A 26,343-nucleotide genomic window follows, 5' to 3' on the forward strand; every position below is an offset into this window, starting at 1 on the left:
CCTTGTCAAGCGTAAGGATCGTCCTATGAGCGATAAGCCCCAAACTGATGAAGCCCGTCACGCGGCCAAGATGGCCAAGAAGAAAGCGGCGCGGGACAAAATCATGGCCACGAAAGAGGGCGAGAAGGGCCTGATCATTGTCCATACAGGGCCGGGCAAGGGCAAATCGTCGTCCGGTTTCGGAATGATCTTGCGCTGTATCGCCCACGGAATGCCCTGCTCGGTGGTCCAGTTCATCAAGGGCGCATGGGAGACCGGTGAGCGGACCTTGATCGAGGCGAACTTCAACGATCTCTGCCAGTTCCACGCCATGGGCGAAGGGTTCACTTGGGAGACCCAAGACAAATCACGCGATATCGAGATGGCTAATAAGGGCTGGGAAAAAGCCAAAGAGCTTATCCTGAACCCCGAGATCAAGTTCGTGCTTTTGGACGAAATCAATATCGCCCTGCGCTATGATTATCTGGACGTCGAAGAGGTGGTGCGCTTCCTGAAAGAAGAAAAGCCGCCCATGACCCATGTGTGTCTGACCGGTCGGAATGCCAAAGAGCCGCTGATCGAGGCGGCAGATCTGGTGACCGAGATGACCTTGGTGAAGCATCCGTTCCGGTCTGGCATCAAAGGGCAGAAAGGCGTCGAATTCTGAGTGGAATGGGGGCGCTGCCCCCTCTTGCCGCTGCGCGCCAATTCACCCCCGGGGTATTGGGACCAAGAAAGAGTACGGGGTTCTTCGCTCTTTCTTGGCGATAAATACCCTCGCCGAAGGCATTCGTGCGCAGCGCGAAAAGAAAAAGGGCCCAGCTGGGCCCTTTTGTGTGTCTGACAGTCGAAGCTGTCAGATCGCAAGGTATTCGGCGCGCAACTCTTCGTTCGCGAGAACTTCGGCGGCAGAGCCATCATAGACAATCCCGCCGGTGTCGAGGATGATCGCGCGGTCGGCGATTTGTAGAACGCGGACGGCGTTCTGTTCCACGATCACAGTGGTGATGCCCTGTTCTTTGATGTGCATCAGGGTTTTCTCGATCTCGTCCACAATCACGGGCGCGAGGCCTTCGTAGGGCTCATCGAGGAGGAGCACTTTGATGTCACGGGCTAGGGCGCGGGCAATGGCCAGCATCTGCTGTTCGCCGCCTGAAAGGGTCACGCCCTCTTGTTTGCGGCGCTCGCCAAGGCGGGGGAACAGATCGTAGAGGCGGTCGATCGACCAGCCGATGGGCGGGGCGATTTGGGCCAGTTGCAGGTTTTCCTCGACTGTGAGGCCGGGGATGATCCGGCGGTCTTCGGGAACGAGACCGAGGCCCGCCGCTGCAGCCTCATAGCTGGTCATGTTGTGCAGGGGCTGGTGGTCCAGCCAGATCTCGCCGTGAGTGACCTGCGGGCTGCCTGTGCGTGCGATGGCGCGCAGGGTCGAGGTTTTGCCAGCGCCGTTCCGGCCAAGAAGGGCGAGGATTTCGCCTTCGTGGACGTTAAAGTTGACGCCCTGCACGATGTAGCTTTCGCCGTAGTAGGCGTGCATGTCCCAGACCGACAGAAAGGCGGGCGCCGTTTCTGCGTGGTTCGAGTTCTTGGAGAAATCGGGTCTTACGTTCATAGGGAAATCTCCTGATTAGACCTGCGCTTCGCCAAGGTAGGCTTCGCGGACCTTGGGGTGGCCTTTGATGTTCTGCGGGGTGTCTTCGACCAGCGGGGTGCCTTGGGCCAGAACGGTGATCCGGTCGGCAAGGCTAAAGACCACGTGCATGTCGTGTTCGATGATACACATGGTGATGTCGCGCTTGGTCTTGATCTCTTTGAGCAGATCGATGGTGTTGTTGGTGTCGGCGCGGGCCATACCTGCTGTGGGTTCGTCCAGCAGCAGTAGACGCGGCTCCTGAACCAGACACATGGCCATTTCCAGACGGCGTTTGTCACCGCGGGACAGGCTGCCTGCGTGCAGGTGCGCTTTGGACAGCATGTTCACGTCGTCCAGCATGGTCTCTGCCTTTTGCAGCATGTCGGACTCGTTCACGACAGAGCCAAAAGCATGCATTCGGAACGAACCGTCACGGCGCGCAAAGCAGGGGATCATCACGTTTTCCAAGACCGTCAAATCCGCAAAGATTTCAGGTGTTTGGAAAACACGGCTGATGCCCATCTGGTTGATCTCGTGGGGGGAGCGGCCCAGAACCGATTGACCGTCGAACATGACGCTTCCGGTGTCGGGGATCAGCTTGCCCACGAGGCAGTTGAGTAGGGTGGATTTACCGGCCCCGTTGGGACCGATAATGGCGTGGACGGTGTTTTCCTGAACGCTGAGGTTCACATCACCGAGGGCTTGCAGACCGCCGAAGCGCTTCCCAACCCCTTTGACTTCGAGAATACCCATTGGTTGCTCTCCTTATTCCGCAGGGGTGGTTTTGGCGGCAGCGCCATCGTCCGAGGACTTGTCCTTCTTGAAGAGGCGCGAGATCCGCTGGCCCCCTTCGACAAGACCGCCGGGCAGGTAGATCACGACCAGCATGAACAGGATGCCAAGGGTCAGGTGCCAGCCTTTGCCGATGAAGGGATGGATGATGAAGACCACGAAGTCTTCGATCCCGTCTGGCAAGAAGCCGAACCACTGGTGCAGAACGTTGTCGTTGATTTTCGAGAAGATGTTCTCGAAGTACTTGATGAAACCTGCGCCAAGAACGGGGCCGATCAGGGTGCCTGCACCGCCAAGGATGGTCATCAGAACAACTTCGCCCGATGCGGTCCACTGCATACGCTCGGCGCCAGCCAGCGGGTCCATGGAGGCCATCAGGCCACCCGCCAGACCGGCATACATACCAGAGATGACAAAGGCCGCCAGAGTGTAGGGACGGGTGTTCAGGCCGGTGTAACGCATCCGGTTCTGGTTACACTTGACCGCGCGTAGCATCAGGCCAAAGGGCGAGCGGAAGATGCGGACCGCGATGTAGAACGACACCAGCATGATGATCGCACACAGATAGTAACCCGCGCTGAACTGGAAGTTCCATGCGCCCACAGCCATTTCGTAGGTCGAGCGCATTTCCAGACCGAACAGGCTGGTCACGGGGATCGAGCCGTCAGCGGTTGCCGACACACCCAAGATGCGGGGATCGTCGAGGGTCAGCTGCAGGCCGGTTTCACCGTTGGTGATGGGCGTCAGAACCGAGTAGGCAAGGTTGAACGACATCTGCGCGAAGGCCAGCGTCAGGATCGAGAAGTAGATGCCCGACCGGCGCAGTGACACAAAGCCGATGAGCAGTGCGAACAGGCCCGCCACGATGACCGACAGGATGATCGCCGGGATGACGTTCATGCTCAGCAGTTTGAACATCCAGACCGCCGAGTACGACCCCACACCCAGAAATGCCGCGTGGCCAAAGGACAGGTAACCGGTCAGACCGAACAGGATGTTGAAGCCCACAGCAAAGATGCCAAAGATCACAAAGCGCTGCATCAGGTCGGGATAGCCCGCGTTGAACTGCGCCAGACCGCTATCGGTGGGGAAAGGGTTCAGGATGAACGGCGCGAAGAGAGTCAGCGCCGCGACGACCAGCAAAAGAGAGGTGTCTTTTTTGTTCAGACCAAACATGGATTAGTCCTCCATCACGCCCTTGCGGCCCATGAGGCCCCGTGGACGGGTCAGCAGAATGATGATGGCGACGACGTAGATAATGATCTGGTCGATACCGGGAATGATGGACTTGATCTCGTTCATCGAGGCAAAGCTCTCGAGAATGCCAAGCAGGAAGCCAGCTGCCACAGCGCCGGGCAAGGAACCCATGCCGCCGACAACCACAACAACGAAGGACAGCACGAGGAAGTCCATGCCCATGTGGTAGTTCGGGCTGTTGATCGGTGCGTACATCACGCCAGCCAGACCGGCGACTGCCGCAGCGAGGCCGAACATGAAGGTGAAGCGCTTGTCGATATTGATGCCCAAGAGGCCAACGGTTTCGCGGTCTGCCATACCTGCGCGGACGACCATGCCAAACGTGGTGAACTGCAAGAAGCTGAACACGCCGCCGATGATCACAGCCGCAAAGCCAAAGTAGATCAGACGCCAGTAAGGATAGATGATCGCGTTGGGATCAAAGCCGAGCAAAACGCCGAAATCAAAGCTACCACGGAACGCCTCGGGGGCGCCGGTGGGGATCGGGTTCGCGCCGTAGAAATACTTGACGACCTCTTGCAGAACAATAGCGAGGCCAAAGGTCACAAGGATCTGGTCCGCGTGGGGACGCTTGTAGAAGTGCTTGATCAGGCCGCGTTCCATCGCGAAACCGACAAAGATCATCACCGGAATGGCGAACAGAATTGCCAAAGGCACGGACCAGTCGATGATCGAACCGCCCATCTCGGGGCCGAACCATGCCTCGACATAGGGGACTTTGACCTTGAGCGGATTGCCAAGGAAGTCTGTCTGGGTGGCGTCAACCACTTCGTAGCTTAGGTTCAGGATACGCTGGAGTGTCACAGCGCAGAAGGCACCGATCATGAACAGCGCCCCGTGGGCAAAGTTCACAACGCCGAGTGTGCCGAAAATCAGCGTAAGCCCTAGCGCAATCAGCGCATAGGCCGAGCCCTTGTCGAGCCCGTTTAGGATTTGCAGTAGGATCGCGTCCATGGTTCCGACCGTCTTCTCAATAGGATGCTAGGCCGGTCCGAGCGGTGTCGGACCGGCTGATCAACCGGCCAGCGCACAGGCTGGCCGGACCGATTGTGGCGGGGGATTATGCGCCCGGGTTACAGGTACCCAGCGCACCACCCGCGAACATCGGGTGATCGGGTGCGTACTCGACCTGAGCGCGCGGCGTGACCTGAACAACCTCGAGAAGGTCGAACTCTGAGGTCGGGTTCTCTTTACCGCGCACAACCAGAACATCTTTGAAGCACTGGTGGTCTTCGGCGCGGTACAGGGTGGGACCGTTGCCCAGACCGTCGAATTCGAAGCCTTCGAGAGCTTCGGCAACGGCGCAGGGGTTGAACGAGCCAGCACGGGCGACAGCGTCTGCGTACAGGATGGTCTGGACGTAGCACGTGTGTGCGGCCTGCGACGGCGGGAAGCCGTACTTGGTGCCGAACGACTTGACGAATGCCTTGGAGCCTTCGTCCTGCAGCGACCAGTGCCAGTTGGTCGAACCTAGAATGCCCTTGATGTTTTCGCCTGCACCACGTGCCATCAGGCGCGAGAACAGGGGAACAACGATCTCGAAGTTCTTGTTGTTGATGGTCTTTTCGCGCAGGCCGAACTGAACGGCGTTGGTCAGCGAGTTCACCATGTTGCCGCCGTAGTGGTTCAGAACCAGCACGTCCGCACCCGAGTTCAGAACCGGTGCGATGTACGACGAGAAGTCAGTCGCGGCCAGCGGGGTCAGAACGTTGTTCACGGTCTCCCAGCCCAGAGCCTCGGTCGCGGCTGCGATCGATTCCTGCTGGGTCCAGCCCCAAGTGTAGTCTGCGGTCAGGTGGTAGGCTTTACGGTCGTTGCCGTAGACGTCTGCCAGCACCGGTGCCAGAGCTGCGCCCGACATGTAGCCGTTAAAGAAGTGACGGAAGCCGTTCGCCTTCTTGTCCTTGCCGGTGGTGTCGTTCGAGTGGGTCAGACCCGCCATGAAGATGACGCCAGCTTCCTGACACAGGCCCTGAACCGCAATCGCCACACCCGAGGACGATCCGCCGGTGATCATGACAGCGCCGTCTTTTTCGATCATCGACTTGGCCGATGCGCGGGCTGCGTCCGATTTGGTCTGGGTGTCGCCAGTGACGTACTCGACCTTCTTGCCCAGAATGCCGTTCCCCTCGAGCGCCTTGGAGCTGAAGGTGGGCAGCATGCCGCCGTCGCCGCCACCGTTCAGGTGCTCGACTGCTAGCTCGTAGGCGCGCAGTTCGTCCGCGCCTTCGTCCGCATAGGGGCCGGTCTGGGGCACGTTGAAGCCCAGAGTGACGGTGGACCCTGTGGGTGCGTTAGTGAAACCTTCGTGACCAGCTGCGCGCAGGTAAGTGGGCAGCATCAGGCCGCCGCCGGCAACCGCACCGGTCTTGAGCACGCCGCGGCGTGTCACATCCATCTTCGACATGGATTTCCTCCCAATTTTTGTAGGTGCTCGGTGGGGCTCCTCTTCCCCAGTCAAGCGGCACTCTCGTGCAAATACAGTATCAGGCAGGGTTGTAAAATTTCGCAACAAGCCTGTTGCTTGTAATGATAATTTTGTAAAGCTATACACAATGCAACTGCATACAGTGTAAAGATCTTTTCTTGCGACTGCAGAATGCCACTGAAAAGTAAGGGGAATTTTCATGTCGCGCAGCGCCCTGACAGGAAGTCGGATCCGCGAACGCCGGAGCATGGTGGGGATGCGGCAGGCCGATCTTGCCCGCACAGTGGGAATTTCCGCGAGTTACCTCAATCTAATCGAGCACAATAGGCGGAGAATCGGCGGCAAACTCTTGATGGACATCGCCGGCGCCTTGGAAATCGAACCCGCCGCTCTGAGCGAAGGGGCAGAGGCTCACTTGGTTGCCCGCTTGCGCGAAGCGGCCGCCGAGGGCGGCAAGCGCATCGAGATCGAACGCGTCGATGAATTTGCAGGGCGCTTCCCCGGGTGGGCCGAACTGGTGGTCGAAAAGCAGCGCCGCATCGCCGCACTAGAGCGCACGGTCGAGGTGTTGACCGACCGCCTGACCCACGATCCGTTCTTGTCCGCTGCATTGCATGATATTTTGACTGCGGTGGCGTCGATCCGGTCGACATCCTCGATTCTGGTCGAAACACCGGAACTCGAGCCGGAATGGCGGGGCCGTTTTCAGCGTAACATCAACGAGGATAGCCAGCGTTTGTCTGAAGCTTCGCGGTCCTTGGTGGGCTATCTGGATGGGGTGGATGATATCGACGCCAGTACCACGTCGCCCCAAGAAGAGCTCGAAGCGTTTCTGGCCAGTTTCGATTTCTACTTTCCGGAATTGGAAAACGCTGCACAGGATACAGATGTGCAGAGCATCTTGGCAGGTTCAGAGTTGTTGCGCTCTTCGTCTGCGCGTGCCTTGGCCGAGGGGCACCTCATTCAGTATTTGCGCGATGCAACCTTGGTTCCGCTTGCGCGTCTGCGCTCGGCGTTAGCATCTCACGGTTTGGAACCCGCAGCTCTAGCCGGACATTTGGGTGTAGATTTGCCACTGTTGTTCAGACGGTTGGCCGCGCTACCCAAAGAGTTGGAGTATGGCCCGATTGGCCTTGTGGTCTGCGATGCCTCTGGCACGTTGATTTTTAGAAAACAGATTGAAGGATTTCCGCTCCCCCGTTTTGGCGCGGCCTGTCCGCTTTGGCCGCTGTTTCGCGCGCTGAGCCAGCCTATGTTGCCGATGCAGGTAGATCTGGCGCAGGCGGGGCGCTCTGCTGGACATTTCCGCAGTTATTCAATTGCACAACCGGTCGGAGAGATCAGTTTCGGGAAATCCATGAGATTCGAAGCAAGTATGCTGGTCATCCCCGATGATCCTGCGGTAGAATCCAACCAAGAACAGGTGGGTGTGAGTTGCCGTGTTTGTCCAAGCGCGACATGCGGTGCCCGAAGAGAGCCGTCGATTTTGGCAGAGGGGTTTTGACATTTAATTGCGCAATGCGCGATACTCCCTGGATATAAGTGCCATATCCAGGGGAGGGGGTGAGGCATGGGGAAGCGTGTACTGCTGATCGAAGATGAGCCAAACATCATCGAAGCGATCAGCTTTATTCTGTCGCGGGACGGATGGGAGGTGGACACCCACGCCAACGGGATCGATGCCGTTGACAAGGTGAAAGCCCGAGAACCGGATCTCGTGATCCTTGATGTTATGTTGCCGGGGCGTAGTGGCTTCGACATTCTACGAGAGTTGCGGGACCATCCGCCGACGGCGAATTTGCCAGTGCTGATGCTGACGGCGCGCGGTCAAACCAAAGACAAAGAGACAGCTGCGGCGCTCGGGGTCTCTCGGTTCATGACCAAGCCGTTTTCGAATGCAGAGGTGCTTGAGTCCGTGCGCGTGCTGGCATCGGGTGTCGAAGCACAGCACGGATGACACGGAAATCCGAAAACCCGATCTTTCTGGAGAGAGAGCGTTATAGACGCCGCCGTCTGATGGACGGCGCGCGCCTCTCGCCGGTTTTGGCGGCCTTCTTGTTTTTACTGCCCCTCATGTGGGGGGCCAGCGAACAGGTGCCGACAGCGAGCGTACTCATTTTCTTGTTCGGGGCATGGGCTGCCTTGATTGTGCTGACGGCGATCCTGTCGCGACGATTGCGGAATGCGACGCGAGAAAATTGGCAGGAGCGGCCCTGATGGGGATGGTAAACGTCCTTATTTCGGTATCGCTGGCCTATGTTTTCTTCCTGTTCATGGTCGCGTTCTTTGCGGATCGTGCCGCTGCGCGGGGGCGGTCCAAGTGGCTCCAGAGTCCGCTGATTTATACACTGTCGCTGTCGATCTATTGTACGGCATGGACCTTCTATGGCGCGGTTGGTTATGCGGCGCGGTCGGGGGTCGAATTCCTGACGATCTATCTAGGACCGTCTATCGTAATGATCGGGTGGTGGCTCATACTGCGGAAACTGGTGCGGATCGGGCGCAGCCAGCGTGTGACCTCGATTGCTGACCTGATTTCTTCGCGATTTGGCAAATCCAATAGCTTGGCCGTTGTGGTGACAGTGATCGCAGTGGTTGGGACCACGCCATATATTGCCCTACAGTTGCAGTCGGTGACGTTGGCGCTGGACGCCTTTGCCGGCGATGCTGTGAGTCAGAGCGTTGGCGCATCGGCCACGTCATTGTGGCTGGCTGTGGGGTTGGCGCTGTTTACCGTTCTGTTCGGGACGCGCAATTTGGATGCCAACGAACGTCACGATGGCGTTGTTATGGCAATTGCGGTCGAAGCTGTGGTGAAACTCGTTGCTCTGGTCTCGGTCGGTCTTTTCGTGATCTGGGGGATCGGCGGTGGCGTCGGCCCGGTTTTGGAGCGCATTTCCCAATCAGACATCGCCCGATGGGATGTGTCGAGCGGACGTTGGATGGGGCTGATGTTTCTGTCCGCCGCAGCGCTGTTGACCCTGCCAAGAATGTTTCAGGTCATGGTCGTCGAGAACGAAGATGAACGGCATCTGGCGACAGCGAGTTGGGCGTTTCCCGCGTACTTGATCCTGATGAGTTTGTTTGTCGTCCCAATCGCGGTGATCGGCCTTGAGTACATGCCCGCAGGAGCAAACCCCGACCTTTTCGTTCTGACCCTGCCATTGGCAGAGGGCAAGAACACGCTCGCGATGCTCAGTTTCCTCGGGGGGTTTTCTTCAGCGACATCCATGGTGATTGTGGCTGCGATCGCGCTATCTACGATGGTTTCGAACCATATCGTGATGCCCATCTGGCTGTCTGCACAGGGATCTACGGCAATGGTGGCTGGCGATGTGCGCCATGTGGTGCTGTTGTCGCGTCGGCTGTCAATTATGGGGGTTCTGACGCTCGGGTATCTCTATCACCACACGACTGGCGGTGGCGAGGCTTTGGCCTCGATCGGGTTGATCAGTTTCGCTGGCGTTGCACAGACGTTACCAGCACTGATGGGCGGCATCTTTTGGCGCGGGGCGACCCGAGTTGGCGCCCTTCTGGGAATGGTGGTCGGCTTTGTTTTGTGGGCTTATACTCTATTCATGCCTAGCTTCGGCGCCGAAGTCTTTATGTCTCAGGCGTTTTTGGAGAATGGGCCCTACGGTATCACATGGCTGCGGCCCCAAGCTCTGTTCGGGATCGCGTCGGATGATCCGGTCATCCATTCAATCGTTTGGAGTATGTCGCTCAATACCATCACCTTCTTTGTTTTTTCTTTGCTCAGTTTTCCGACCCCATTGGAACGGCTTCAGGGTGCGCAGTTTGTGAATGTCTTTGACCATTCCGCGCGTCCCGGCGGATGGTCGCGGGGATTGGCCGAGGCCGAGGATCTGTTGGTGATGGCGCAGCGTATTCTTGGTCCCGCAGAGGCGCAGGCCCTGTTTCGTACCGAGGCGGTGAGCCAAGGCATTACGGGCTATCTGCCTGAAACCACGCCCGAATTCCTGCAACGGCTGGAACGCGAAATGGCGGGGAGCGTGGGCGCAGCCACTGCACATGCGATGATTGGGCAGATATTGGGCCGTGCTTCGGTCACGGTCGAGGATCTGATGGCTGTGGCGGACGAAACCGCACAGATTATGGAGTATTCGAACCAGCTCGAAGCCAAGTCTGCAGAGCTGATCCGTACTGCTCGGCAGTTGCGTGCTGCAAACGAAAAGCTCACGCAGATGTCGGTTCAGAAGGACGCGTTTCTTTCGCAAATCAGCCACGAGTTGCGGACGCCCATGACCTCTATTCGGGCTTTCTCTGAAATTCTGCGTGAGGGCGGACTGGACGATGCAGCACTGGCGAAATACGCGGGAATTATTCATGACGAGGCCATTCGTCTGACCCGTCTGCTGGACGATCTGCTGGATCTAAGTGTTCTAGAGAATGGGCAGGTCAGCCTGAATGAAAAAGAGGGGCGGATTGGCGAGGTTCTGAATCAGGCCGTCGCTGCGGCGGGTACAGAAAATAGCCGTCTCCGGATCGTGCGGTCGCGCGTCCGCGAAGATTGGGTGATCTACACCGATCTGGACCGGCTCTCTCAGGTCTTTATCAACTTGATTTCGAATGCGCTGAAGTACTGCGACACCCACCGTCCGCGCCTTGAAATCTCGGTCAGAGACCTTGATGAGGCCATTGCTATTGATTTCATCGACAATGGCAGTGGCATTCCGGCGGCCTCTCAGGATGTGATTTTCGAAAAGTTCTCGCGTGCCGGGAGTGATCAGGCCGCGGGAGGGGCAGGGCTTGGCCTTGCGATTTGCAAAGAGATTATGAACAGACTCGGCGGGACAGTCTCCTATTTGCCTGGGCAAGGCGGCGCAGCGTTTCGCGTGCTGCTGCCGAAAACTGTCTTACGTTCGGGACGTATTTCGTAACGCTTCGGTAATCATGATCAGGGTAGGGTCGGGTAAACCCTTCTGACCTGACCCACGCGGACCCCCATGCCCGAAACTGCTCTGGAACGAAAAGTCCGATCCGGCCCCAAGCCAGCGGAAACGCTGGATCATTTCGCGCGGGCCTGCGAGGTGGGGATGGGCGCTGCGCTGAATTTTCCGGCGCTCGTCTCTGGGTCCGACCGAGGTGAGATCACGGCCCGAGATGCGGTCAGCATGATGGTCGAGGGCGGTTTGGTTTTGCTGCTTGACGGTCCAGAGGGGCGAATGGGTGCGATGATTTTTCCCCCAGAGCTTGGTGCAGGCATGATCGAGCTTTTGACCTTTGGCGTCCTGTCTCATCACCCGATCACACCGCGCGTTCCGACCACGACGGATGCTGCTGTGATCGAACCGGTTGTGCGTGAAGTTCTCAATCAGATGGCAGCACGTAGCGAAGACAGAACCGAGCCGATGCGCTTTGGTGCGTTGCTTTCGCCCCAGCACTTTGCCCGTGTGATGCCAGAGGGTGCACTGGATTTCTGGTCAGCACAGGTCTCGCTTTCGGCGGAACGGACAGGGCGTGTGTGGCTTCTGGAAACGCGTCCTGTGATCGAGGATGCGCTGCCTGACCCCGAGGTCGAAGCCAGATGGCGCGAGGAAATGACAGAGAGCGTGGCCGGCGCAGCCGTACGGCTTGATGTGGTTCTTGGGCCGTTACGGCTGGCGTTGGCGGATATCAACGCTTGGGATGTGGGGACCGTGCTTCCTCTGTCGATCGAGATGCTTGAGTCAGCGGAGGTGCGCGTAAATGGCGGCGAAGCCATGGGCGGCGGCCATGTCGGGCGTTTTGGCGGAATGCGGGCAGTGCGCCTTGTCTCGGACAAGGCGGCGACTGAAGAACTGGTCGCTGATCCGCTAGAAGCTTTGGCCGACCCGGGACTGCCCGCGCTGGCTGAAACAATCAGCCCAATAGAAAACGGAGAGGATGATCCCATCCCCCCCGTCTAATTGTTTTTCACTGCGCCTTAGCCTTCTTCGGCTAGGAATTTGAGCTGAGGGCGCAATTGGCCGAGCGCATAGCCAGCTTTTTCTGTTGCTGCGAGAATGTCTTCGATCGACATCTCCTTGGCCATTGCAAAGCTCCACAGAACAGAGCACCGCGTACCGGACGCGCAGTAGGCTAGAACGGGGCCGGGGGCGGCCGCGAGCGTATCGTGATGGCGGGCGATGACCTCTGGGGTCATGGTGCTGTGCGTGACCGGATGGACATGGAATTCCAAACCGGCCTCTTCCGCCGCCTTGCCAATTTCCTCGGCCCAGAGCTGGGGCGGGTTCTCGGCGTCAGGCCTGTTGCAGATCAGAACCTTGTAGCCGGCATCCGCGATCGCGGGGATGTCGGCGGGTGTGATCTGGGGCGTGACAGAGTAAGTGGGTGTAATAACGCGGATATCCATCCGCATGTCTTACTCTGCCGGAACGGCTCGGTCCAGTCTCGAGCGCAGGGCGGGGGCGGCAAACATGCCAAGTGCCATCGCCGCAACAAAAACCAGACCCCCGATCCCGTTAAAGGTCAGCGAAGCCAATGACGGGCCGGGGCACAGACCGGCCAAACCCCAGCCTGCGCCGAACAGGACAGAGCCCAGAACCAGATTGCGGCCAAGGCGCGCTTCGGGCTTTGGGGGGAACTCTCCGCCCGCTAGCGGTTTGCGGCCGCGGGTCAGTTGCCATGCGATGGCCATGGGGACAATCGCGCCGCCCATGACGAAGGCCAGCGTCGGATCCCAATCGCCGAAGACGTCCAGCCAGCCTTGGACCTTGGTGGTGTCGACCATGCCCGAAACCAACAGGCCAGCGCCGAACAATGCGCCCGAAATCAGTGCAAAGATACTGCGCATCAGATCACTCCTAGCATGTGGCGGAAGAACACGACGGTCAGACCGCCCGCGAGGATGTACATCACTGTCGCGACGATGCCGCGCAGGGACAGTCGAGAGATCCCGCAAACGCCGTGGCCCGAGGTGCAGCCGTTGGCAAAGCGGGTGCCTACGCCCACCAGAATACCGGCGGCGGCGATGACCCAAAGGTTGTTGGTTAAGTGGGTGTCGACCTCTGTGTAGATCGGCAATAGGACGGCAGGGAACAGGATCAATCCCCCAAGGAACGCAATGCGCTCTTTGGCGGTGCTCCATCCGCTGCCATCCACAAGTCCACCAATGATGCCGCTGGCGCCCATGACCCTGCCGTTCGCAAGCAGGTAGACGGCACCGGCAAGGCCGATCAGCAGTCCGCCGATCAAGCCCATGATCCAGTCTTGTTCCATGTCGTTTCCTATAATGTCCTAGACAGGCGGGGCGATAAGGGAGGAAGAAATCGCCCCGCTGCACTGGTTAAATCTTGTTGACGGGTACCTTGAGGAACACGTCACCCTTTTCATCAGGCTCGGGCATGTTGCCCGCGCGCATGTTCACCTGAAGCGAGGGGATGATCAGGCGGGGCATCGCAAGGGTCGCGTCGCGTTCATCGCGCATGCGGACGAAATCCTCTTTGGCTTTGCCTTCGCCCACGTGGATGTTCAGGCGCTTCTGTTCACCCACGGTGGTTTCCCATGCATATTCGTCGCGGCCCGGTGCCTTGTAGTCGTGGCCCACAAAGATGCGGGTTTCATCGGGCAGGGTGAGGATCTTTTGGATCGACGCATACAGGGTTTCCGACGAGCCGCCTGGGAAGTCACAGCGTGCGGTGCCGAAATCGGGCATGAACAGGGTGTCGCCCACAAAGGCCGCATCGCCGATCACGTAGGTCAGGCAAGCAGGGGTGTGGCCGGGGGTGTGCAGCACGTCGCCACGCATCTGGCCGATGTGGAAGCTGTCGCCCTCTTTGAAGAGTTTGTCGAACTGGCTGCCGTCGCGCTGGAACTCGGTGCCTTCGTTAAAGACCTTGCCAAAGGTGTCCTGCACCACAGTGATGTTGTCACCGATGCCGATTTTACCGCCGACGCGTTCCTGAATGTAGGGCGCGGCGGACAGGTGGTCAGCGTGCACGTGGCTTTCGAGCAGCCACTCAACGGTCAGATCGTTGTCCTGCACGAACTTCACGATGGCATCGGCCGAGCGGGTGTCGGTGCGGCCCGATGCGTAATCGAAGTCAAGCACACTATCCACAACGGCGCAGGCGCTGCCCTGAGGGTCGCGAACCACATAAGAGATGGTAAAGGTGGCTTCGTCAAAGAAGGCTGTCACTTCGGGGGTCATGGCTATGTCTCCGGGCGTTCTGTTTCGCTACATATATAATATCATGAATATGAGATGCAAGTATTTTCGCCTTGATCTGGGTCAAGGTTTAAATAGATGCGGAGCGATACAGTTAAGGGTGGAGGAAACCTCTTCTGAAAGGTGCGAAAAATGAGCATTCATGAGCTGAATCGCGCCAAGTTACAGGAACGTTTGCAAGGGCTGACCTCAAGGCTTGACGCGATTGAAACTGGATTGGAAACTAATACTCAGCGCGAGTGGCCTGCAAATAGAGCATCGCGCGTGGGGGATGAGTTTCTCGTGTGTGTCAGTCAAGAGGCAGAGGATCTGGCGGCAGTCGTCGGTGCCTTGCAGCGATTTGATTCGGGCACATATGGACAATGTATGTTGTGCGGCGAAACGATCTCTGCCGCGCGGCTGGAAAAGGCCCCGACAGCAACCCTATGCAAGGGCTGCGCAATGTCGGTGGCTGGGACACGCGCTCTAGGGGAGGAAATGCGCATGGACATCTATGAAAAGAAAGCTGATCTGATCGCCCGCATCAATGCAGCGGGAGAGGATCGTCACGAGATGCTGCCTGAACTGCAGAGTTTGGTGAGCGAACTGGAAAGCCACGGCAACACCGTGTCGGCCAATCTGAAATACATGCTGGCCGAACTCGAAGATGAGGCCCGCGAGGCCGAAATGGACAACTTCCCTATCTGACCACAAATCCGGTCGGGCGAGGGGGTTCGGCCGTTCGTGACGTAGAGAAGAAATGCAAAAGGGCGCGCCTTTCTCGGTGCGCCCTTTCTTTATTTGGGTGATGGTCGGTCTTAGCCCAGAGAGATGCCCATGATCACCGACATCAGACCGATGACGGACACAAACAGGGCGCCCATGTTGATCGGCATCGCCTTCTTGATCCGCTCGCGCAGTTCTTCATCGGTGAGGTCAGCGCGCTTGGCTTTCCAGACCGTGACAATCGACCAAAGAATGCCCGTCAGGCCCAGTACCGACAGGGCAGCGCCGCCCCAGATCATCCAGCTCATGGTTCATCTCCAAAAAATGTGTCGGGGCAGCGGTAAAACATGCTGGCCCCTGCGGCAAGACCTTGCACCCTGTCAGGTCACGGTCTATCCCGTGCTCCAGCACAAACGCGAGGACCCCCATGAGCGATATGACCGAAAGCGCCGTAGATGCGAACTATCGTGTGACCGCGGACGAGTTGCGTCAGTTTGTCGAACGTTTCGAACGTCTCGAGATTGAAAAGAAAGACATTGCGGACCAGCAAAAAGAGGTCATGGCCGAGGCCAAAGGGCGCGGTTACGACGTCAAGGTGATGCGCAAGATCATCTCGCTTCGTAAGCGCGACCGTGATGACATCGCCGAAGAAGAAGCGATTCTCGAGATGTATAAGGAAGCTCTCGGGATGAGCTGATCCCGGAGAACTGTGAAATTAGGAGGCGCGGCCAGACATGGCACGCGCCTTTTTTGTGGTCAGAGGGGCTGTAGCAGGCGGACGCCTGGGAGTTCGGCCACCTTTGGGATGTCTGCTTCGTAATCTGCTGTGACGCGGTCAACGATCTCTTGGGTCAAGCCGGGCAGATCGAGTTCCAACTCAAGCGCCTCTTCACGCGCAAACTTGTCTAGAAACGCAGTGATGATCCGCTGGCGCTGCGCGTCGGTCTGCGGCGGACGCGTCTCGATATAAGAGTTGAAACGGGCAAAGCCTTCTTTGGTCATGATCTCGCGCAGGATGTCGAATTCACCGGCCATCTGGGTGTCAGTCTCGACCCCCGCGATTTCGCGCAGCAGATCACCCCAGAGAAGCGGCAGGTCCTCGTAGCACCAGACGGTGAAATTAGCCTGTGGCACGGCGGTGACCAGATGCTCGATCATGTCGGACCAACGCACATCCGCAAGCCTTACGCCATCAACAAACTCTGCGAAACTGTTGCTACCCGAAAGTCGGTAGGTTTCCGCAATGAAAGTGACTGGATTGCGAATGCACAAATAGACCTGAAGCTCGTTTGTCGGGAGCAAACCATTGATATCGGCAAGACGTTTGGGAGCGATCGGATAGAGCTTGCCACGTTCAAAAATTCGATGGGCGCGACCCAGAATGTTCTCATGGGACAGGACAATGCGGTCGGTTCCGGCGCGCATGCCGATGTCCTTGAGCATCTTGTCCCGCAGACGTTGATTGACGCTTTCGCCCTTCATGAGGTCTGTCAGCAGATCCAGCATAGGCTTGCGGTAGTCATTCACCTGCGGTACCGAAATCCCTGCAATCTCGAGCCGGTCGGCATTCGCAGAAAGACATTGGATCAAGCGATCATTGTCTGTTCCGTGTGCACCGATGTGCAAAGCGATCTGCATCTTGAAAAGCCCCTAACCGTGGTCTTGTTTGTTTTGGCTATCATATGGTCTTTTCTGGACAGTTAAACCGCAAACGGGCAGGAACGCCACATGACCGATCTTTCCGTTTCCCATGCCAAAAGATATCGTCTGCGCCTGCCTGACCCATGGTCGTCCGGTGCGCTGGCGATTGCCGTTTTCGTTCTGGCGCCGATCCTGTCGGTGGTCTGGATTGCCCTGAACCCGACGGTGAATATCTGGCCACACCTCTTGGCCACGACCTTGCCAAGGTACTTTGTCACCACCCTAGAGATGATGTTCGCTGTGGGTGCGGTTGCTGCGGCAACGGGGACGGGGGCCGCTTGGCTGGTTGTTCGGTACAGCTTTCCGGGCGTGCGAATTCTAGAGTGGCTGATCCTTCTGCCTCTGGCGATCCCGGCCTACATTGGTGCGTATGCTCTGGTCGATTTTCTGGAATATGCGGGGCCGGTTCAGACATCTCTGCGTAGCCTGTTTGGATGGCAAAACTCCCGCGATTACTGGTTCCCCGAAATCCGGAGTCAATGGGCGGCGGTCACTGTCTTGGCGGCGTCTATGTATCCCTATGTGTATCTGCTGGCGCGTGCGGGCTTTCGCGAACAATCGGGCTGCGGCCACGAGGTCGCGCAGTCCCTTGGGGCAGGGGGATGGTCGCGGTTCTTCCGGATTGGCTTGCCCTTGGCGCGGCCTGCAATCGCGGCAGGCACCGCGATTGTGATGATGGAGACCGTGAACGACTTTGGGACCATGGACTACTTTGCGGTCCAGACCCTGACGACAGGGATCTTCACCACGTGGCTCGAAAGCAATAATGCCGGCGGTGCGGCGCAGATTGCCTGCGTTGTCCTGTCGCTGGTGATTTTTCTGGTGGCGCTCGAAAAAGTGAGCCGCAAAAAGGTTCGCTTCTACGCGTTGTCCAAGAGGCATCGCCCCATTCAACGGCTGCCTTTGCGCGGTATTGCGGGCTGGATGGCCTGCGCGGCTTGTCTGTTTCCGTTCTTGGTCGGGTTTGTGCTTCCTGCAGCGGTGATCGCGGATCATGCCCTATCGAATATCGAAGGGTTTTGGGCTCCGGGTTTGCTCAAGGCGCTCTGGAACACGTTGACAGTGGGGGGCATCGCGGCGGTGGTTACGGTCATTGCGGCGCTCTTCATGGTGTATGGCGTCCGCCTGTCTGGCCGCAAATTGCCAGCAGTGATCGCGCCGATCACGACGATTGGGTATGCCGCGCCCGGCGCGGTTCTGGGTATCGGCATCCTGATCCCCTTGGCCAAGGTTGACCATTTACTGGCTGACCTTACCGAAGCCATCACCGGAGCCTCTGCGGGGCTCATCCTGACCGGTTCGGCTTTTGCACTTGTGGTGGCATATTGCGTGCGCTTCTTTGCGATTGCCCAAGGTGCCGCCGATGCCGCCATGGGCCGCGTTGCACCAAGCCTTCCTATGGCCGCACGCTCTCTTGGACGTGCCAAGGGGCGTGTTCTGGTCGAAGTCTACTTGCCCCTGATCAGAGGGTCGGTCGGCTCTGCTCTGCTCTTGGTCTTTGTCGATTGCGTCAAGGAACTTCCGGCAACGCTGCTGCTCCGCCCGTTTAATTACAACACGCTGGCGACGCGGGTCTATGATCAGGCGAGTCTCGAGAACTTGGGCGATGCGGCGCCTGCAGCGCTGATGGTCAGTTTTGTTGGCGTTATTGCGGTTGCCATGCTGGCTCGGACGAATCGATAACCCTGCGGCACTTGGGGCGGAACCCTCTGTGCGGTTGGCCCATCTTGGCTTAGCCTGACCCTAAGTTTGTTCGCGCCGCGCGGTGCGACACCGTAGGGAGAAGCTCTTGCTTACATTTGCGGCGGCCGTTTTCTTTTTGATCATCACACCGGGACCGGGCGTTCTGTCCACCGCCGGTGTTGGCGCCAGCTTTGGCAGGGGAACGGGCCTGCGCTATGTGCTTGGTCTGTTTCTGGGCACGAACCTCGTGGCGGCGGCAGTAGTCAGTGGGTTGGCTGCATTGGTCCTGGCTGAGCCGCAGCTCAGGACTGTTCTCTTTGCCATATCCTTTGCCTATTTGGTCTATTTGGCGTTTCGGATTGCCTTTGCCGGATCGAAATTGGCCTTTATCGAACGCGCGACGCCGCCCGGGGTGTCCGGCGGCATTCTGCTGCAAATCATGAACCCCAAGGCCTATGCGGTGAACACAGCGCTCTACACTGGGTTCGGGTTTATGCCGGCCAACTACTGGGTCGAGATGTTAGCGAAGTTCCTGATCATGAATGCAATCTGGATTCCGATCCATTTGCTTTGGCTGTGGGTAGGGATCAAGGTGCACCAATTATACCTATCGCCGCGCACCCATTCGATCATCAACAAGGCAATGGCCGTCTCGATGTTGCTTGTGGTTCTACTGGCTGGCTCAGAGTTGCTCTGAGCCGCCGCGCCCGATGAGGCGCTGGCGATCACCCGAGCGCAAATCCGTCGCGTTTCGACCAAATTACTATCCCTGAAGAGCATTCAATATGGCGCGTGCAGAACAACTGTTTTGACTTATGTGATCGCGTTTGTTTTCGTAGTTGCCATGAAAATGACAAAATTTGTTCCGGACAGGAGGGCTCATCTGGTCAATGAGCGAAGCCCCTGGTCGGAGCTGTGTGGTAACGGTGCTGTTCTGAGGGTCTTGGTATGCAGAGTTCTCTGCCTTCTTTCTCGTCTGAAATTACTATTGGATATGAGTTCGCTTTGGCGGTCTCGGCGCGCTTTGACGATTTGAGCGGAGTGCAGCAAAAGGTCTTTGATATTACAGATGCTGAGACGGGCACGCGATTGTGGCTGGGTCAGACTGCAGGCAACGACATGGAACTCGGTCTCGTGCAGGATGGCGTTGTCACGACACTGGTCGCGGAAGATGCCCTGATCGAAGGCGAGACAGGGACATGGCGGGTGGACTTCACGCCCTTCGGGACAATGAGCCTAAGTCTGGATGGTGAAGTTCTGGCCGAAGCGGATGGTGCTTTGACGGCGTCGATGGACGCACCTTCGGTCCTGATCGGGCAATCCACATATGCAGGCGACGATGACTTGATCGGACATGTCGGATTTCTCCAGACCGCGCCCTATGGCGAAGGCGGAGAAGATCCGAATCTGGGCATGACGGGGCAATGGATTCAAGGGGACATCGGTGCGGCATCGATCTCTGCCACGGACCTCGAAGGAGACGGAGAATTCTCTGGCGTCATTGCTCTTACGATCATCCCGCTGCATTCCATCGTGCTGCCAGATGGCAAAGTTCTGGGCTTCGGGTCTACGGAGGCGGGGATGCAAGGGGGACAGTTTGTCTACTCCTTGTTCGATCCCGAAACCGGCGTCGAAGAGGTTCTGCCGAATACGACTGGTGTGAATACGTTCTGTTCCAACATGAGCCTCGATCCTGCCACGGGCAATGTCATCATCATGGGGGGCGATGCGAACGGCACAGGAAATGTGATTGCGGGCATCAACGATGTGGTGGTCTTTGACTACCAAACCCGCACCATCCGCGATGCAGAGCTTGGGGATATGGAATACGCCCGTTGGTATCCCACGACGGTCAACTTGCCCAACGGCGAAATTCTGTGCATCGGCGGTCGTGACGGGGATTATAACGGGATCACATTGGCCGAAGTTTACAATGCTGAAACCGGCTGGCGTACGCTGACCGACGCCGAAATGCCCGATTTTGCTGATGTAAACGACGCGGACCGTCTGAACGAAAGCTGGTGGTATCCCCATGTCTTCGCGAACAGCCTAGGCGAAGTGATCGTGATCGAGGCCGAAGGCGACGACATCTACAGAATGACAACCGAAGGCACCGGCTCTGTCGAGAAAATCGGTCAAACAGGCTTTGACAGCTACAAGCTGAATTCCTCGATCATGTATGACGTGGACCAGATCGCGATCATTGGGGATGATGGTGGCATCTATACTGCTGATATCTCTGCAGTTGTGCCAAGTTTCACCAAAGTAGCCGAGATCGAAGGCCCGCGCACCAATGCGGGGATGATCCCCTTGCCTGATGGACGCATCGCAATCACCGGCGGGGGGAACACAGGCTATCAGGGCAACGATCTGGAATCGGCGGTGAACACTGTTACGATCTGGGATCCGGTGAATAATAGCGTCGAGCAAGAGGCCGAGGGCGAACTCGCGCGGCTCTATCACTCATCGCACCTGCTGCTGCCTGATGGGACAATCTGGATCTCTGGTGGCGGCGCACCGGGACCGCTGGCCAATACCAACGCCGAACTCTACGCGCCGGACTACCTGTATGACGACGACGGCAGTCTGGCCGAGCGTCCGGTCATCGAAGATGCGCCCACGAATATCGCAGCAGGCCAGTCATTCCAGATCACGGTAGATGATACCTCGGACATTTCGCAGATCACGGCTGTGAAATCAGGCGCAATGACCCACGGTCGCAATGCAGACGGGCGCTTTCTTGAGTTGGATCACAAGGTCATCGACAACACGACCATTGAAATCACCACCCCCGGCGCAACAGTCATGATCGGCGGGCTGTGGATGCTCTATGCCGTGGATGATGCGGGAACGCCATCGGTCGCGTCCATGCTCGGTGTCGATATGGATGTCGAGATCACAGAAACCCCGCCGCTCGAACAGGACAGCCTTCAGTATTTTAACATCGACGATGACGAGATCACAGGCGCGTTCGACCTCAGCGTCGAAGCGCGGTTCGACGACCTTGGGGCAGGGGCGTGGCAGCGGGTCTTTGATTTTGGGAACGGCGAATACCAAGACAACATCTGGCTGGGTCAGGTTGCGGGCTCGGACACCATGGGCTTCGAGGTTTTCAATGGCGCGGAGTCGGCGCGGATCGAAGCGCCGAATGCCATTGTCGAAGGAGAGCTTGCGGAGTGGAGCGTATCGGTTGACGCAAACGGCTTGATGCAGCTCTGGAAAGACGGCGCGCTTCTGGCAGAAGGCCAAGGCTATGTTCCGGCGGATGTCGATCGTGCCCTAAGATACGTTGGCGATTCAAATTGGGTGAACGATACGCGGCTCGTCGGGCAGGTCCGCAATTTGGAAGTCGTGAACGAAGGGGATACCGCCGAGACAGCGGGCCAGTTCACCGCGCCAGATCCTGATCCTGCACTGGTGTTCGAGGCAGAGGCAACCGTCCGTTATGACGATGTAGAGGGCGGCGCATGGCAACGGGTCTTTGACTTTGGCAATGGACCTGGCGCCGATAATCTGTGGCTCGGGCAAGTCTATTACAGCAGCGATATGCGCTTCGAGGTCATTGTAAACGGCACTGCCATGAACGTGACCGCAGAAAACGCGTTGATCGAAGGCGAGACCGCAACGTGGCGCGCGACCATCGATACCACCGGCTGGACCCGCCTTTACAAGGACGGGGCATTGGTGGCCGAAGCTCTTGGCCAAATTCCCGAGGATGTGGACCGCGCCAACCAGCTGGTCGGTCAGTCGAATTGGGGCGGGGACACTCCGCTGATCGGCGAGGTGACGGAGTTCGACATCAATGAAACCGGCCCATTGGATGCGCCAGTTCTAACGCTACACGCTGCTGCGGACCAAACCGAAACCGATGCGGGCCTGAACACAACGATGGTGTTTTCCGTCACATTGGACAAAATCTCTGCTCAAGATGTCACAGCGCTAGTAGAGGTGGATGGCGGAACTGCGCGGGGGACGGTCACAATTCCTGCGGGCGAAAGCGCCGCCAGCATCTTTGTCCGGGTCGAGGGCGATGACGTGGCCGGAGGGGACCGTTTGGTGAGTGTGTCACTCACTGACATTCAGGGCGCAAACCTCGGCGTAATTGATGCCGCTGCTATCCTGTTCGACAATGATACAGATGACGACATCGTAGAGGAGCCTGAGATTTTCTTCGAAGCCGTCGCAACCGCACGCTTCGATGATGTGGACGGAGGCTACTGGCAACGAGTCTTCGACTACGGGAATGGCGCGGCCGAAGATAATATTCTGTTGGGTCAGACGTGGAACAGCACAGACATGCGGTTCGAGGTCTATGTGGGCGACGCCTCCTCGGTCGTCACGGCCTATGACGCGATCGTCGAAGGCGAGACCGCCGAATGGCGGGTCACTGTCGACAGCGATGGCCTCATGACGATCTATAAAAACGGCAACCTGCTGGCCGAAGGTCCGGGGCAAGTTCCCGCAGATGTGGATCGAGAAGATCAGTTGATCGGTGAATCAAACTGGGCTGCGGACACGCCTTTGATTGGCGAGGTCAGCGCATTCCAGATCAACGAAACTGGGCCTTTGTCAGACAGTCCCGAAGCAGATGACCAACAAGACGAGCTCAGCGTACTTGCCGAGTTTTACAGCATCGACCCAGTCGAGACCTTGGCAGAGATCGATTTTGGCGCTGCACCTGTCCACTCCGAAAACGTGACATCTATCGACAACTACGCCGGTGGAGGATCTTTTTACGAGGGCGGTGACACAGACAACTTTGCAGCGCGCTACAGCGGAAGTTTCGAGGCTCCTACGTCCGGCGACTACACCTTTTACCTGACCAGTGACGACGGCTCGCAACTAACGATCAACGGAGAACCGATCATTAACAACGATGGTCTACATGCCGCCGTCGAGCTTGAGGCAACCGTTTCACTGTCCGAAGGCCCCAACGTGATCGAACTCACTTATTTCGAACGGGGCGGTGACGCGACACTGGATCTGGACTGGAGCGGCCCTGCCTTCGACCGCCAGCAGATGGTATTCGGCGACGATGCAGAGCCCGAGCAAATCACTTTTGGCGACTCCGCATATATCTTGGGGACACCCGGCCAATCTTGGGAGGACGCAAATGCCGAAGCCCAAGCCATGGGTGGACAATTGGTCGAGATCAACAGCGCCGAGGAAAACCAGTTCATTCTAGAGAGCTTCGGCGGCTCCGATCCGATCTGGCTCGGGTTCACCGACAAAGAGACCGAAGGCCAATTCACCGGCTCCACCCAGAGCGCTTTGGACTTTATGAACTGGCTTGCCGGTGAGCCAAATAACGACGGTGATCAAGACTTTGCCATGATGGCCTCAGCCGATGGCAAATGGGATGACGCTTTGGAAGAAGGCGGAACCTTCTACAACGGCGAGTATTGGGAGGCCGGTCACGAGAATAAGACCGTGATCGAGTTTGTGATCTAACGGAGCGCTGATAATCGTTGGGAAATTCGTTTTCAGTCGAAATGGTGCCCCCACACGGACTCGAACCGCGGACCTACTGATTACAAATCAGTTGCTCTACCAGCTGAGCTATAGGGGCACTGGTGGTCCGTTTAAAACGGGTTTTCGTCCTGTGCAAGGTCATTTTCACCACTTCACTCGAAAAACTTTGCGGAAGCAGGATGAGACCAATCGCGCCTAAGTCCATGCGATCTCTACCAAAGCTGATGGCGCGCGTCGTGGGAATTTGCTCGACGCGGGGTGGTGCTTTGTTAGGGTGACTTCTCGCGAATGTCTTATGGGGAAACGCGCATATGTCGCAGAGTTACCTTTTCGAACCCGCGCCTCGTCCGACGGTTCCGATTGTCGGAATGGAAATGGTTTACCCAGTGCGACGGATTTACTGTGTGGGGCGCAACTACGCGGATCATGCGCGGGAAATGGGGCATGACCCTGATCGAGAGCCGCCTTTTTTCTTTTCCAAGCCCGCTGACGCATTGGTCGTTGGAAGCGCACCAGTGGCCTATCCGCCGCTGACCAAAGAACTGCATTACGAAGGAGAACTCGTTGTCGCGTTGGCGCGCGGCGGCCGGAATTTAAATCGAGAGGAGGCCGCAGCCGCAATCTCTGGTTTTGCCGTGGGGAACGACCTAACGCGGCGCGATATGCAGGCCGAGGCTAAAGCGTTGCGCCGCCCTTGGGATCTGTCCAAGGGATTTGATGGTTCAGCTGTTGTGGGGCCAATCTCTTTGGCCGACAGGGTTGGCGTTTGCGCACGGGGCCGGATCGCGAGCTACGTGAATGATGAACTTCGTCAGGACGCAGACTTGGGCCAGATGATCTGGCCTGTGATTGACGTGATTCAGTTCCTGTCGCACAGCGTAACTCTGGCAGCTGGGGACTTGATCATGACGGGCACGCCGTCTGGCGTTGGCAGATTGGAACGGGGTGATGTGGTCCGAGTCGAGATTGAGAACCTAGAGCCCATCGAAACCCACATTCTGTAACAGTGCGCAGGCAAAACCGGTTCGTTCGCGGTGAATTTGTTGCAAGCCCCTGTTCCCATGTGGTTTAGCTATCTGCCAACGAAGTTCGGGAACACCGCTATGTCCGCAGACAACAAAACCCAAAAACGGTTGGATGACGTCGCTCGTGCGGCGTGGCTTTATTATATCGCGGGTAAAACGCAGGATGAGGTTGCGAGCGAGCTTGGTGTGTCACGGCAGTCTGCGCAGCGTATGGTCAGTCAGGCCATGTCATCGGGCATGGTCAAGGTGCGGGTGGATCATCCGATTTCAAAATGCTTGGATCTGGCGACAGCATTACAGGATCGCTTCGGGCTCGAATTTTGCGAGGTAGTTCCGTTTGTCGCGGACGCAGCGGCCACGTCGACCGCGACGTCTTTTGCGACCGGAGACGTGATCGAAAGCTGGCTCAACCGCCCCGAGCCCTTGGTCATCGGCCTAGGGACAGGGCGAACATTACGCGCAGCTGTTGAGCATTTGCCCAACGTGGATTGCCGTCAGCACCGGATCGTGTCGCTGACGGGGAACATCGCGCCGGATGGCTCGACCGCCTATTACAACGTGCTATTCACCATGACCGAGAAAGTGTCCGCTGCCACCTATCCGTTGCCAACACCCGTCATCGCGAACACGGTCGAAGAGAAGGAAATGCTGCTGGGACAGAAGACGATCGCCAGCACGCGGAACCTTGCTGCGCGGGCGGATGTAAAGTTCGTCGGGATCGGTGTGATTTCGGACGTGGCACCTTTGCGGATCGACGGCTTTGTCCCGCTAGAGACGATTGCTGCATTGCAAAATAAGGGTGCTGTGGGCGAAATCCTAGGTTGGACTTTTGACGCAGAGGGTCGCCTTCTGGAGGGGCTGACCAATGATCGTGTGTGTTCGACGCCGCTCGAATCAGGACTGACAATTGCTGCCGCCAGCGGCGTGACAAAGCTGCCTGCGATTCTCGGTGCAATCCGTGGTGGATTGGTGAACGGACTTGTCACCGACGAGGTGACAGCGAAAGAGATGCTGACCTGACAGCGCTAACAAAAATTCTAAAAATCTTTGAGCGATCGCCGTTTTTGTCGGCGGTCGCTTTTTCTTTTGTTGACATCGCACCTCAGGTCGTACGAGTATTTGCCCACTGAAAGGGCAGATGCCCGATTTGGGAGGAATAATATGAAACGCACCTACGGCGCTCTTCTTGGCGCATGCGCAACCGTTGCCTTTGCTTCGGCCGCTTATGCAGAAACCATCACCATCGCGACTGTGAATAACGGCGACATGATCCGCATGCAGGGTCTGACCGATGACTTCACCGCAAAAACCGGTCACGAAGTTGAGTGGGTCACTCTGGAAGAGAACGTTCTGCGTCAGCTGTGAACGGCGGAGCAATACTCGGCCACGGTAGCGACGGCATAGTGTTGTCGCGGGCGGCGTAAAAGTCGTCCACTTTTGCCCTTTCGGATTTCGGGAGGGCTTGGGGATATACACCGTGGACTTGTATTTGAAGGTG

24 protein-coding genes, 1 tRNA gene and 1 pseudogene are annotated in these 26,343 nt (G+C 57.7%); 14 read left to right on the forward strand and 12 right to left on the reverse strand.

All coding sequences use genetic code 11. The annotated features are described in order from the left end of the window. The first annotated feature begins 25 nt into the window (after window positions 1–25). Window positions 26–646, forward strand: a complete 621-nt coding sequence (cobO, locus tag AB9K37_RS11225) for a cob(I)yrinic acid a,c-diamide adenosyltransferase (protein WP_369838533.1) — start codon at window positions 26–28, stop codon at window positions 644–646. A 189-nt stretch (window positions 647–835) separates the two neighbouring features. Here cobO and AB9K37_RS11230 read toward each other — a convergent pair whose 3' ends face one another. From AB9K37_RS11230 to AB9K37_RS11250, 5 genes are all read right to left on the reverse strand, one after another. Further along, window positions 836–1,591, reverse strand: a complete 756-nt coding sequence (locus tag AB9K37_RS11230; protein WP_293708168.1) for an ABC transporter ATP-binding protein — start codon at window positions 1,589–1,591, stop codon at window positions 836–838. A 15-nt stretch (window positions 1,592–1,606) separates the two neighbouring features. Next, entirely contained in the window at window positions 1,607–2,365 is a 759-nt protein-coding gene (locus AB9K37_RS11235; RefSeq protein ID WP_072706269.1) for an ABC transporter ATP-binding protein, read from the reverse strand. Between the two features lie 12 nt (window positions 2,366–2,377). Next, a complete protein-coding gene (locus tag AB9K37_RS11240; RefSeq protein ID WP_369838538.1) occupies window positions 2,378–3,580 on the reverse strand; it encodes a branched-chain amino acid ABC transporter permease in 1,203 nt (400 codons plus the stop codon). A 3-nt stretch (window positions 3,581–3,583) separates the two neighbouring features. Further along, window positions 3,584–4,615, reverse strand: coding sequence for a branched-chain amino acid ABC transporter permease (locus AB9K37_RS11245; RefSeq protein ID WP_072706271.1), 1,032 nt, complete (start codon window positions 4,613–4,615; stop codon window positions 3,584–3,586). Between the two features lie 106 nt (window positions 4,616–4,721). Then, on the reverse strand, window positions 4,722–6,068 hold the full coding sequence (locus AB9K37_RS11250; RefSeq protein ID WP_369838541.1) for a substrate-binding protein: 1,347 nt from the start codon (window positions 6,066–6,068) through the stop codon (window positions 4,722–4,724). Window positions 6,069–6,288: 220 nt separating this feature from the next. Between AB9K37_RS11250 and AB9K37_RS11255 the strand changes: the two genes are divergently transcribed. From AB9K37_RS11255 to AB9K37_RS11275, 5 genes are all read left to right on the forward strand, one after another. Continuing rightward, on the forward strand, window positions 6,289–7,593 hold the full coding sequence (locus tag AB9K37_RS11255; RefSeq protein ID WP_369838543.1) for a short-chain fatty acyl-CoA regulator family protein: 1,305 nt from the start codon (window positions 6,289–6,291) through the stop codon (window positions 7,591–7,593). A gap of 66 nt (window positions 7,594–7,659) precedes the next feature. After that, complete coding sequence (locus AB9K37_RS11260; protein ID WP_369838545.1) at window positions 7,660–8,046, forward strand: response regulator transcription factor; 387 nt, start codon at window positions 7,660–7,662, stop codon at window positions 8,044–8,046. Continuing rightward, window positions 8,043–8,306 (forward strand): hypothetical protein, encoded by a 264-nt coding sequence (locus tag AB9K37_RS11265; RefSeq protein WP_369838548.1) that lies wholly within the window; start codon window positions 8,043–8,045, stop codon window positions 8,304–8,306. The genes AB9K37_RS11260 and AB9K37_RS11265 overlap by 4 nt, the downstream gene beginning before the upstream one ends. Beyond that, window positions 8,306–10,990: an ATP-binding protein gene (locus AB9K37_RS11270; protein WP_369838550.1), complete on the forward strand. Its 2,685-nt coding sequence runs from the start codon at window positions 8,306–8,308 to the stop codon at window positions 10,988–10,990. Before AB9K37_RS11265 ends, AB9K37_RS11270 begins: the two co-directional genes overlap by 1 nt. Window positions 10,991–11,056: 66 nt before the next feature. Further along, window positions 11,057–11,998 carry a FliM/FliN family flagellar motor switch protein gene (locus tag AB9K37_RS11275; RefSeq protein WP_369838553.1) on the forward strand — a complete coding sequence of 314 codons (942 nt, stop codon included), beginning with the start codon at window positions 11,057–11,059 and terminating at the stop codon, window positions 11,996–11,998. Window positions 11,999–12,015: 17 nt separating this feature from the next. Here the strand turns inward: AB9K37_RS11275 and AB9K37_RS11280 are convergent, their stop codons facing one another. The 4 genes from AB9K37_RS11280 to AB9K37_RS11295 form a co-directional block, all read right to left on the reverse strand. Then, a complete protein-coding gene (locus AB9K37_RS11280) occupies window positions 12,016–12,444 on the reverse strand; it encodes a TIGR01244 family sulfur transferase (RefSeq protein ID WP_369838556.1) in 429 nt (142 codons plus the stop codon). 9 nt (window positions 12,445–12,453) lie between these two features. Further along, the gene (locus AB9K37_RS11285) at window positions 12,454–12,885 is read right to left on the reverse strand and encodes a DUF6691 family protein (protein ID WP_369838559.1); all 432 of its coding nucleotides are present in this window, start codon (window positions 12,883–12,885) and stop codon (window positions 12,454–12,456) included. Further along, window positions 12,885–13,310, reverse strand: coding sequence for a YeeE/YedE family protein (locus AB9K37_RS11290; protein WP_369838562.1), 426 nt, complete (start codon window positions 13,308–13,310; stop codon window positions 12,885–12,887). Before AB9K37_RS11290 ends, AB9K37_RS11285 begins: the two co-directional genes overlap by 1 nt. A 67-nt stretch (window positions 13,311–13,377) precedes the next feature. Beyond that, window positions 13,378–14,241: an MBL fold metallo-hydrolase gene (locus AB9K37_RS11295; RefSeq protein WP_369838564.1), complete on the reverse strand. Its 864-nt coding sequence runs from the start codon at window positions 14,239–14,241 to the stop codon at window positions 13,378–13,380. A 150-nt stretch (window positions 14,242–14,391) separates the two neighbouring features. Between AB9K37_RS11295 and AB9K37_RS11300 the strand changes: the two genes are divergently transcribed. Further along, entirely contained in the window at window positions 14,392–14,946 is a 555-nt protein-coding gene (locus AB9K37_RS11300) for a TraR/DksA family transcriptional regulator (RefSeq protein WP_369838566.1), read from the forward strand. Between the two features lie 110 nt (window positions 14,947–15,056). Here the strand turns inward: AB9K37_RS11300 and AB9K37_RS11305 are convergent, their stop codons facing one another. Further along, on the reverse strand, window positions 15,057–15,272 hold the full coding sequence (locus AB9K37_RS11305) for a hypothetical protein (protein ID WP_293708177.1): 216 nt from the start codon (window positions 15,270–15,272) through the stop codon (window positions 15,057–15,059). Between the two features lie 119 nt (window positions 15,273–15,391). Between AB9K37_RS11305 and AB9K37_RS11310 the strand changes: the two genes are divergently transcribed. Further along, window positions 15,392–15,661 (forward strand): DUF2312 domain-containing protein, encoded by a 270-nt coding sequence (locus tag AB9K37_RS11310; RefSeq protein ID WP_072706284.1) that lies wholly within the window; start codon window positions 15,392–15,394, stop codon window positions 15,659–15,661. Window positions 15,662–15,720: 59 nt separating this feature from the next. Here AB9K37_RS11310 and AB9K37_RS11315 read toward each other — a convergent pair whose 3' ends face one another. Beyond that, the gene (locus tag AB9K37_RS11315; protein WP_369838570.1) at window positions 15,721–16,602 is read right to left on the reverse strand and encodes a hypothetical protein; all 882 of its coding nucleotides are present in this window, start codon (window positions 16,600–16,602) and stop codon (window positions 15,721–15,723) included. Window positions 16,603–16,692: 90 nt separating this feature from the next. Between AB9K37_RS11315 and AB9K37_RS11320 the strand changes: the two genes are divergently transcribed. From AB9K37_RS11320 to AB9K37_RS11330, 3 genes are all read left to right on the forward strand, one after another. Beyond that, window positions 16,693–18,348 (forward strand): ABC transporter permease, encoded by a 1,656-nt coding sequence (locus tag AB9K37_RS11320; protein WP_369838572.1) that lies wholly within the window; start codon window positions 16,693–16,695, stop codon window positions 18,346–18,348. Between the two features lie 106 nt (window positions 18,349–18,454). Then, window positions 18,455–19,045 carry a LysE family translocator gene (locus AB9K37_RS11325; RefSeq protein WP_369838574.1) on the forward strand — a complete coding sequence of 197 codons (591 nt, stop codon included), beginning with the start codon at window positions 18,455–18,457 and terminating at the stop codon, window positions 19,043–19,045. A gap of 251 nt (window positions 19,046–19,296) precedes the next feature. Continuing rightward, on the forward strand, window positions 19,297–23,799 hold the full coding sequence (locus tag AB9K37_RS11330) for a PA14 domain-containing protein (RefSeq protein WP_369838577.1): 4,503 nt from the start codon (window positions 19,297–19,299) through the stop codon (window positions 23,797–23,799). A gap of 42 nt (window positions 23,800–23,841) precedes the next feature. On the opposite strand, the gene AB9K37_RS11335 is transcribed toward AB9K37_RS11330, so the two are convergent. Continuing rightward, window positions 23,842–23,917 (reverse strand) — tRNA-Thr (locus tag AB9K37_RS11335). Window positions 23,918–24,131: 214 nt separating this feature from the next. Between AB9K37_RS11335 and AB9K37_RS11340 the strand changes: the two genes are divergently transcribed. From AB9K37_RS11340 to AB9K37_RS11350, 3 genes and pseudogenes are all read left to right on the forward strand, one after another. Beyond that, a complete protein-coding gene (locus AB9K37_RS11340; protein WP_369838580.1) occupies window positions 24,132–24,824 on the forward strand; it encodes a fumarylacetoacetate hydrolase family protein in 693 nt (230 codons plus the stop codon). Window positions 24,825–24,923: 99 nt separating this feature from the next. Then, window positions 24,924–25,865 carry a sugar-binding transcriptional regulator gene (locus AB9K37_RS11345; protein ID WP_369838583.1) on the forward strand — a complete coding sequence of 314 codons (942 nt, stop codon included), beginning with the start codon at window positions 24,924–24,926 and terminating at the stop codon, window positions 25,863–25,865. 141 nt (window positions 25,866–26,006) lie between these two features. Further along, a pseudogene (locus AB9K37_RS11350) lies at window positions 26,007–26,204 on the forward strand (sugar ABC transporter substrate-binding protein); the annotation flags it as partial. Between the last annotated feature and the right edge of the window lie 139 nt (window positions 26,205–26,343).

Source organism: Donghicola sp. XS_ASV15 (genome assembly GCF_041224595.1).
Classification (GTDB): Bacteria; Pseudomonadota; Alphaproteobacteria; order Rhodobacterales; family Rhodobacteraceae; genus Donghicola.

Bases quoted from the DNA above. Each gene is read 5' to 3' on its own strand.
- cobO (WP_369838533.1), top strand. From the start codon at position 26: ATGAGCGATAAGCCCCAAACTGATGAAGCCCGTCACGCGGCCAAGATG.
- AB9K37_RS11230 (WP_293708168.1), bottom strand. From the start codon at position 1,591: ATGAACGTAAGACCCGATTTCTCCAAGAACTCGAACCACGCAGAAACG.
- AB9K37_RS11235 (WP_072706269.1), bottom strand. From the start codon at position 2,365: ATGGGTATTCTCGAAGTCAAAGGGGTTGGGAAGCGCTTCGGCGGTCTG.
- AB9K37_RS11240 (WP_369838538.1), bottom strand. From the start codon at position 3,580: ATGTTTGGTCTGAACAAAAAAGACACCTCTCTTTTGCTGGTCGTCGCG.
- AB9K37_RS11245 (WP_072706271.1), bottom strand. From the start codon at position 4,615: ATGGACGCGATCCTACTGCAAATCCTAAACGGGCTCGACAAGGGCTCG.
- AB9K37_RS11250 (WP_369838541.1), bottom strand. From the start codon at position 6,068: ATGTCGAAGATGGATGTGACACGCCGCGGCGTGCTCAAGACCGGTGCG.
- AB9K37_RS11255 (WP_369838543.1), top strand. From the start codon at position 6,289: ATGTCGCGCAGCGCCCTGACAGGAAGTCGGATCCGCGAACGCCGGAGC.
- AB9K37_RS11260 (WP_369838545.1), top strand. From the start codon at position 7,660: ATGGGGAAGCGTGTACTGCTGATCGAAGATGAGCCAAACATCATCGAA.
- AB9K37_RS11265 (WP_369838548.1), top strand. From the start codon at position 8,043: ATGACACGGAAATCCGAAAACCCGATCTTTCTGGAGAGAGAGCGTTAT.
- AB9K37_RS11270 (WP_369838550.1), top strand. From the start codon at position 8,306: ATGGGGATGGTAAACGTCCTTATTTCGGTATCGCTGGCCTATGTTTTC.
- AB9K37_RS11275 (WP_369838553.1), top strand. From the start codon at position 11,057: ATGCCCGAAACTGCTCTGGAACGAAAAGTCCGATCCGGCCCCAAGCCA.
- AB9K37_RS11280 (WP_369838556.1), bottom strand. From the start codon at position 12,444: ATGGATATCCGCGTTATTACACCCACTTACTCTGTCACGCCCCAGATC.
- AB9K37_RS11285 (WP_369838559.1), bottom strand. From the start codon at position 12,885: ATGCGCAGTATCTTTGCACTGATTTCGGGCGCATTGTTCGGCGCTGGC.
- AB9K37_RS11290 (WP_369838562.1), bottom strand. From the start codon at position 13,310: ATGGAACAAGACTGGATCATGGGCTTGATCGGCGGACTGCTGATCGGC.
- AB9K37_RS11295 (WP_369838564.1), bottom strand. From the start codon at position 14,241: ATGACCCCCGAAGTGACAGCCTTCTTTGACGAAGCCACCTTTACCATC.
- AB9K37_RS11300 (WP_369838566.1), top strand. From the start codon at position 14,392: ATGAGCATTCATGAGCTGAATCGCGCCAAGTTACAGGAACGTTTGCAA.
- AB9K37_RS11305 (WP_293708177.1), bottom strand. From the start codon at position 15,272: ATGAGCTGGATGATCTGGGGCGGCGCTGCCCTGTCGGTACTGGGCCTG.
- AB9K37_RS11310 (WP_072706284.1), top strand. From the start codon at position 15,392: ATGAGCGATATGACCGAAAGCGCCGTAGATGCGAACTATCGTGTGACC.
- AB9K37_RS11315 (WP_369838570.1), bottom strand. From the start codon at position 16,602: ATGCAGATCGCTTTGCACATCGGTGCACACGGAACAGACAATGATCGC.
- AB9K37_RS11320 (WP_369838572.1), top strand. From the start codon at position 16,693: ATGACCGATCTTTCCGTTTCCCATGCCAAAAGATATCGTCTGCGCCTG.
- AB9K37_RS11330 (WP_369838577.1), top strand. From the start codon at position 19,297: ATGCAGAGTTCTCTGCCTTCTTTCTCGTCTGAAATTACTATTGGATAT.
- AB9K37_RS11340 (WP_369838580.1), top strand. From the start codon at position 24,132: ATGTCGCAGAGTTACCTTTTCGAACCCGCGCCTCGTCCGACGGTTCCG.
- AB9K37_RS11345 (WP_369838583.1), top strand. From the start codon at position 24,924: ATGTCCGCAGACAACAAAACCCAAAAACGGTTGGATGACGTCGCTCGT.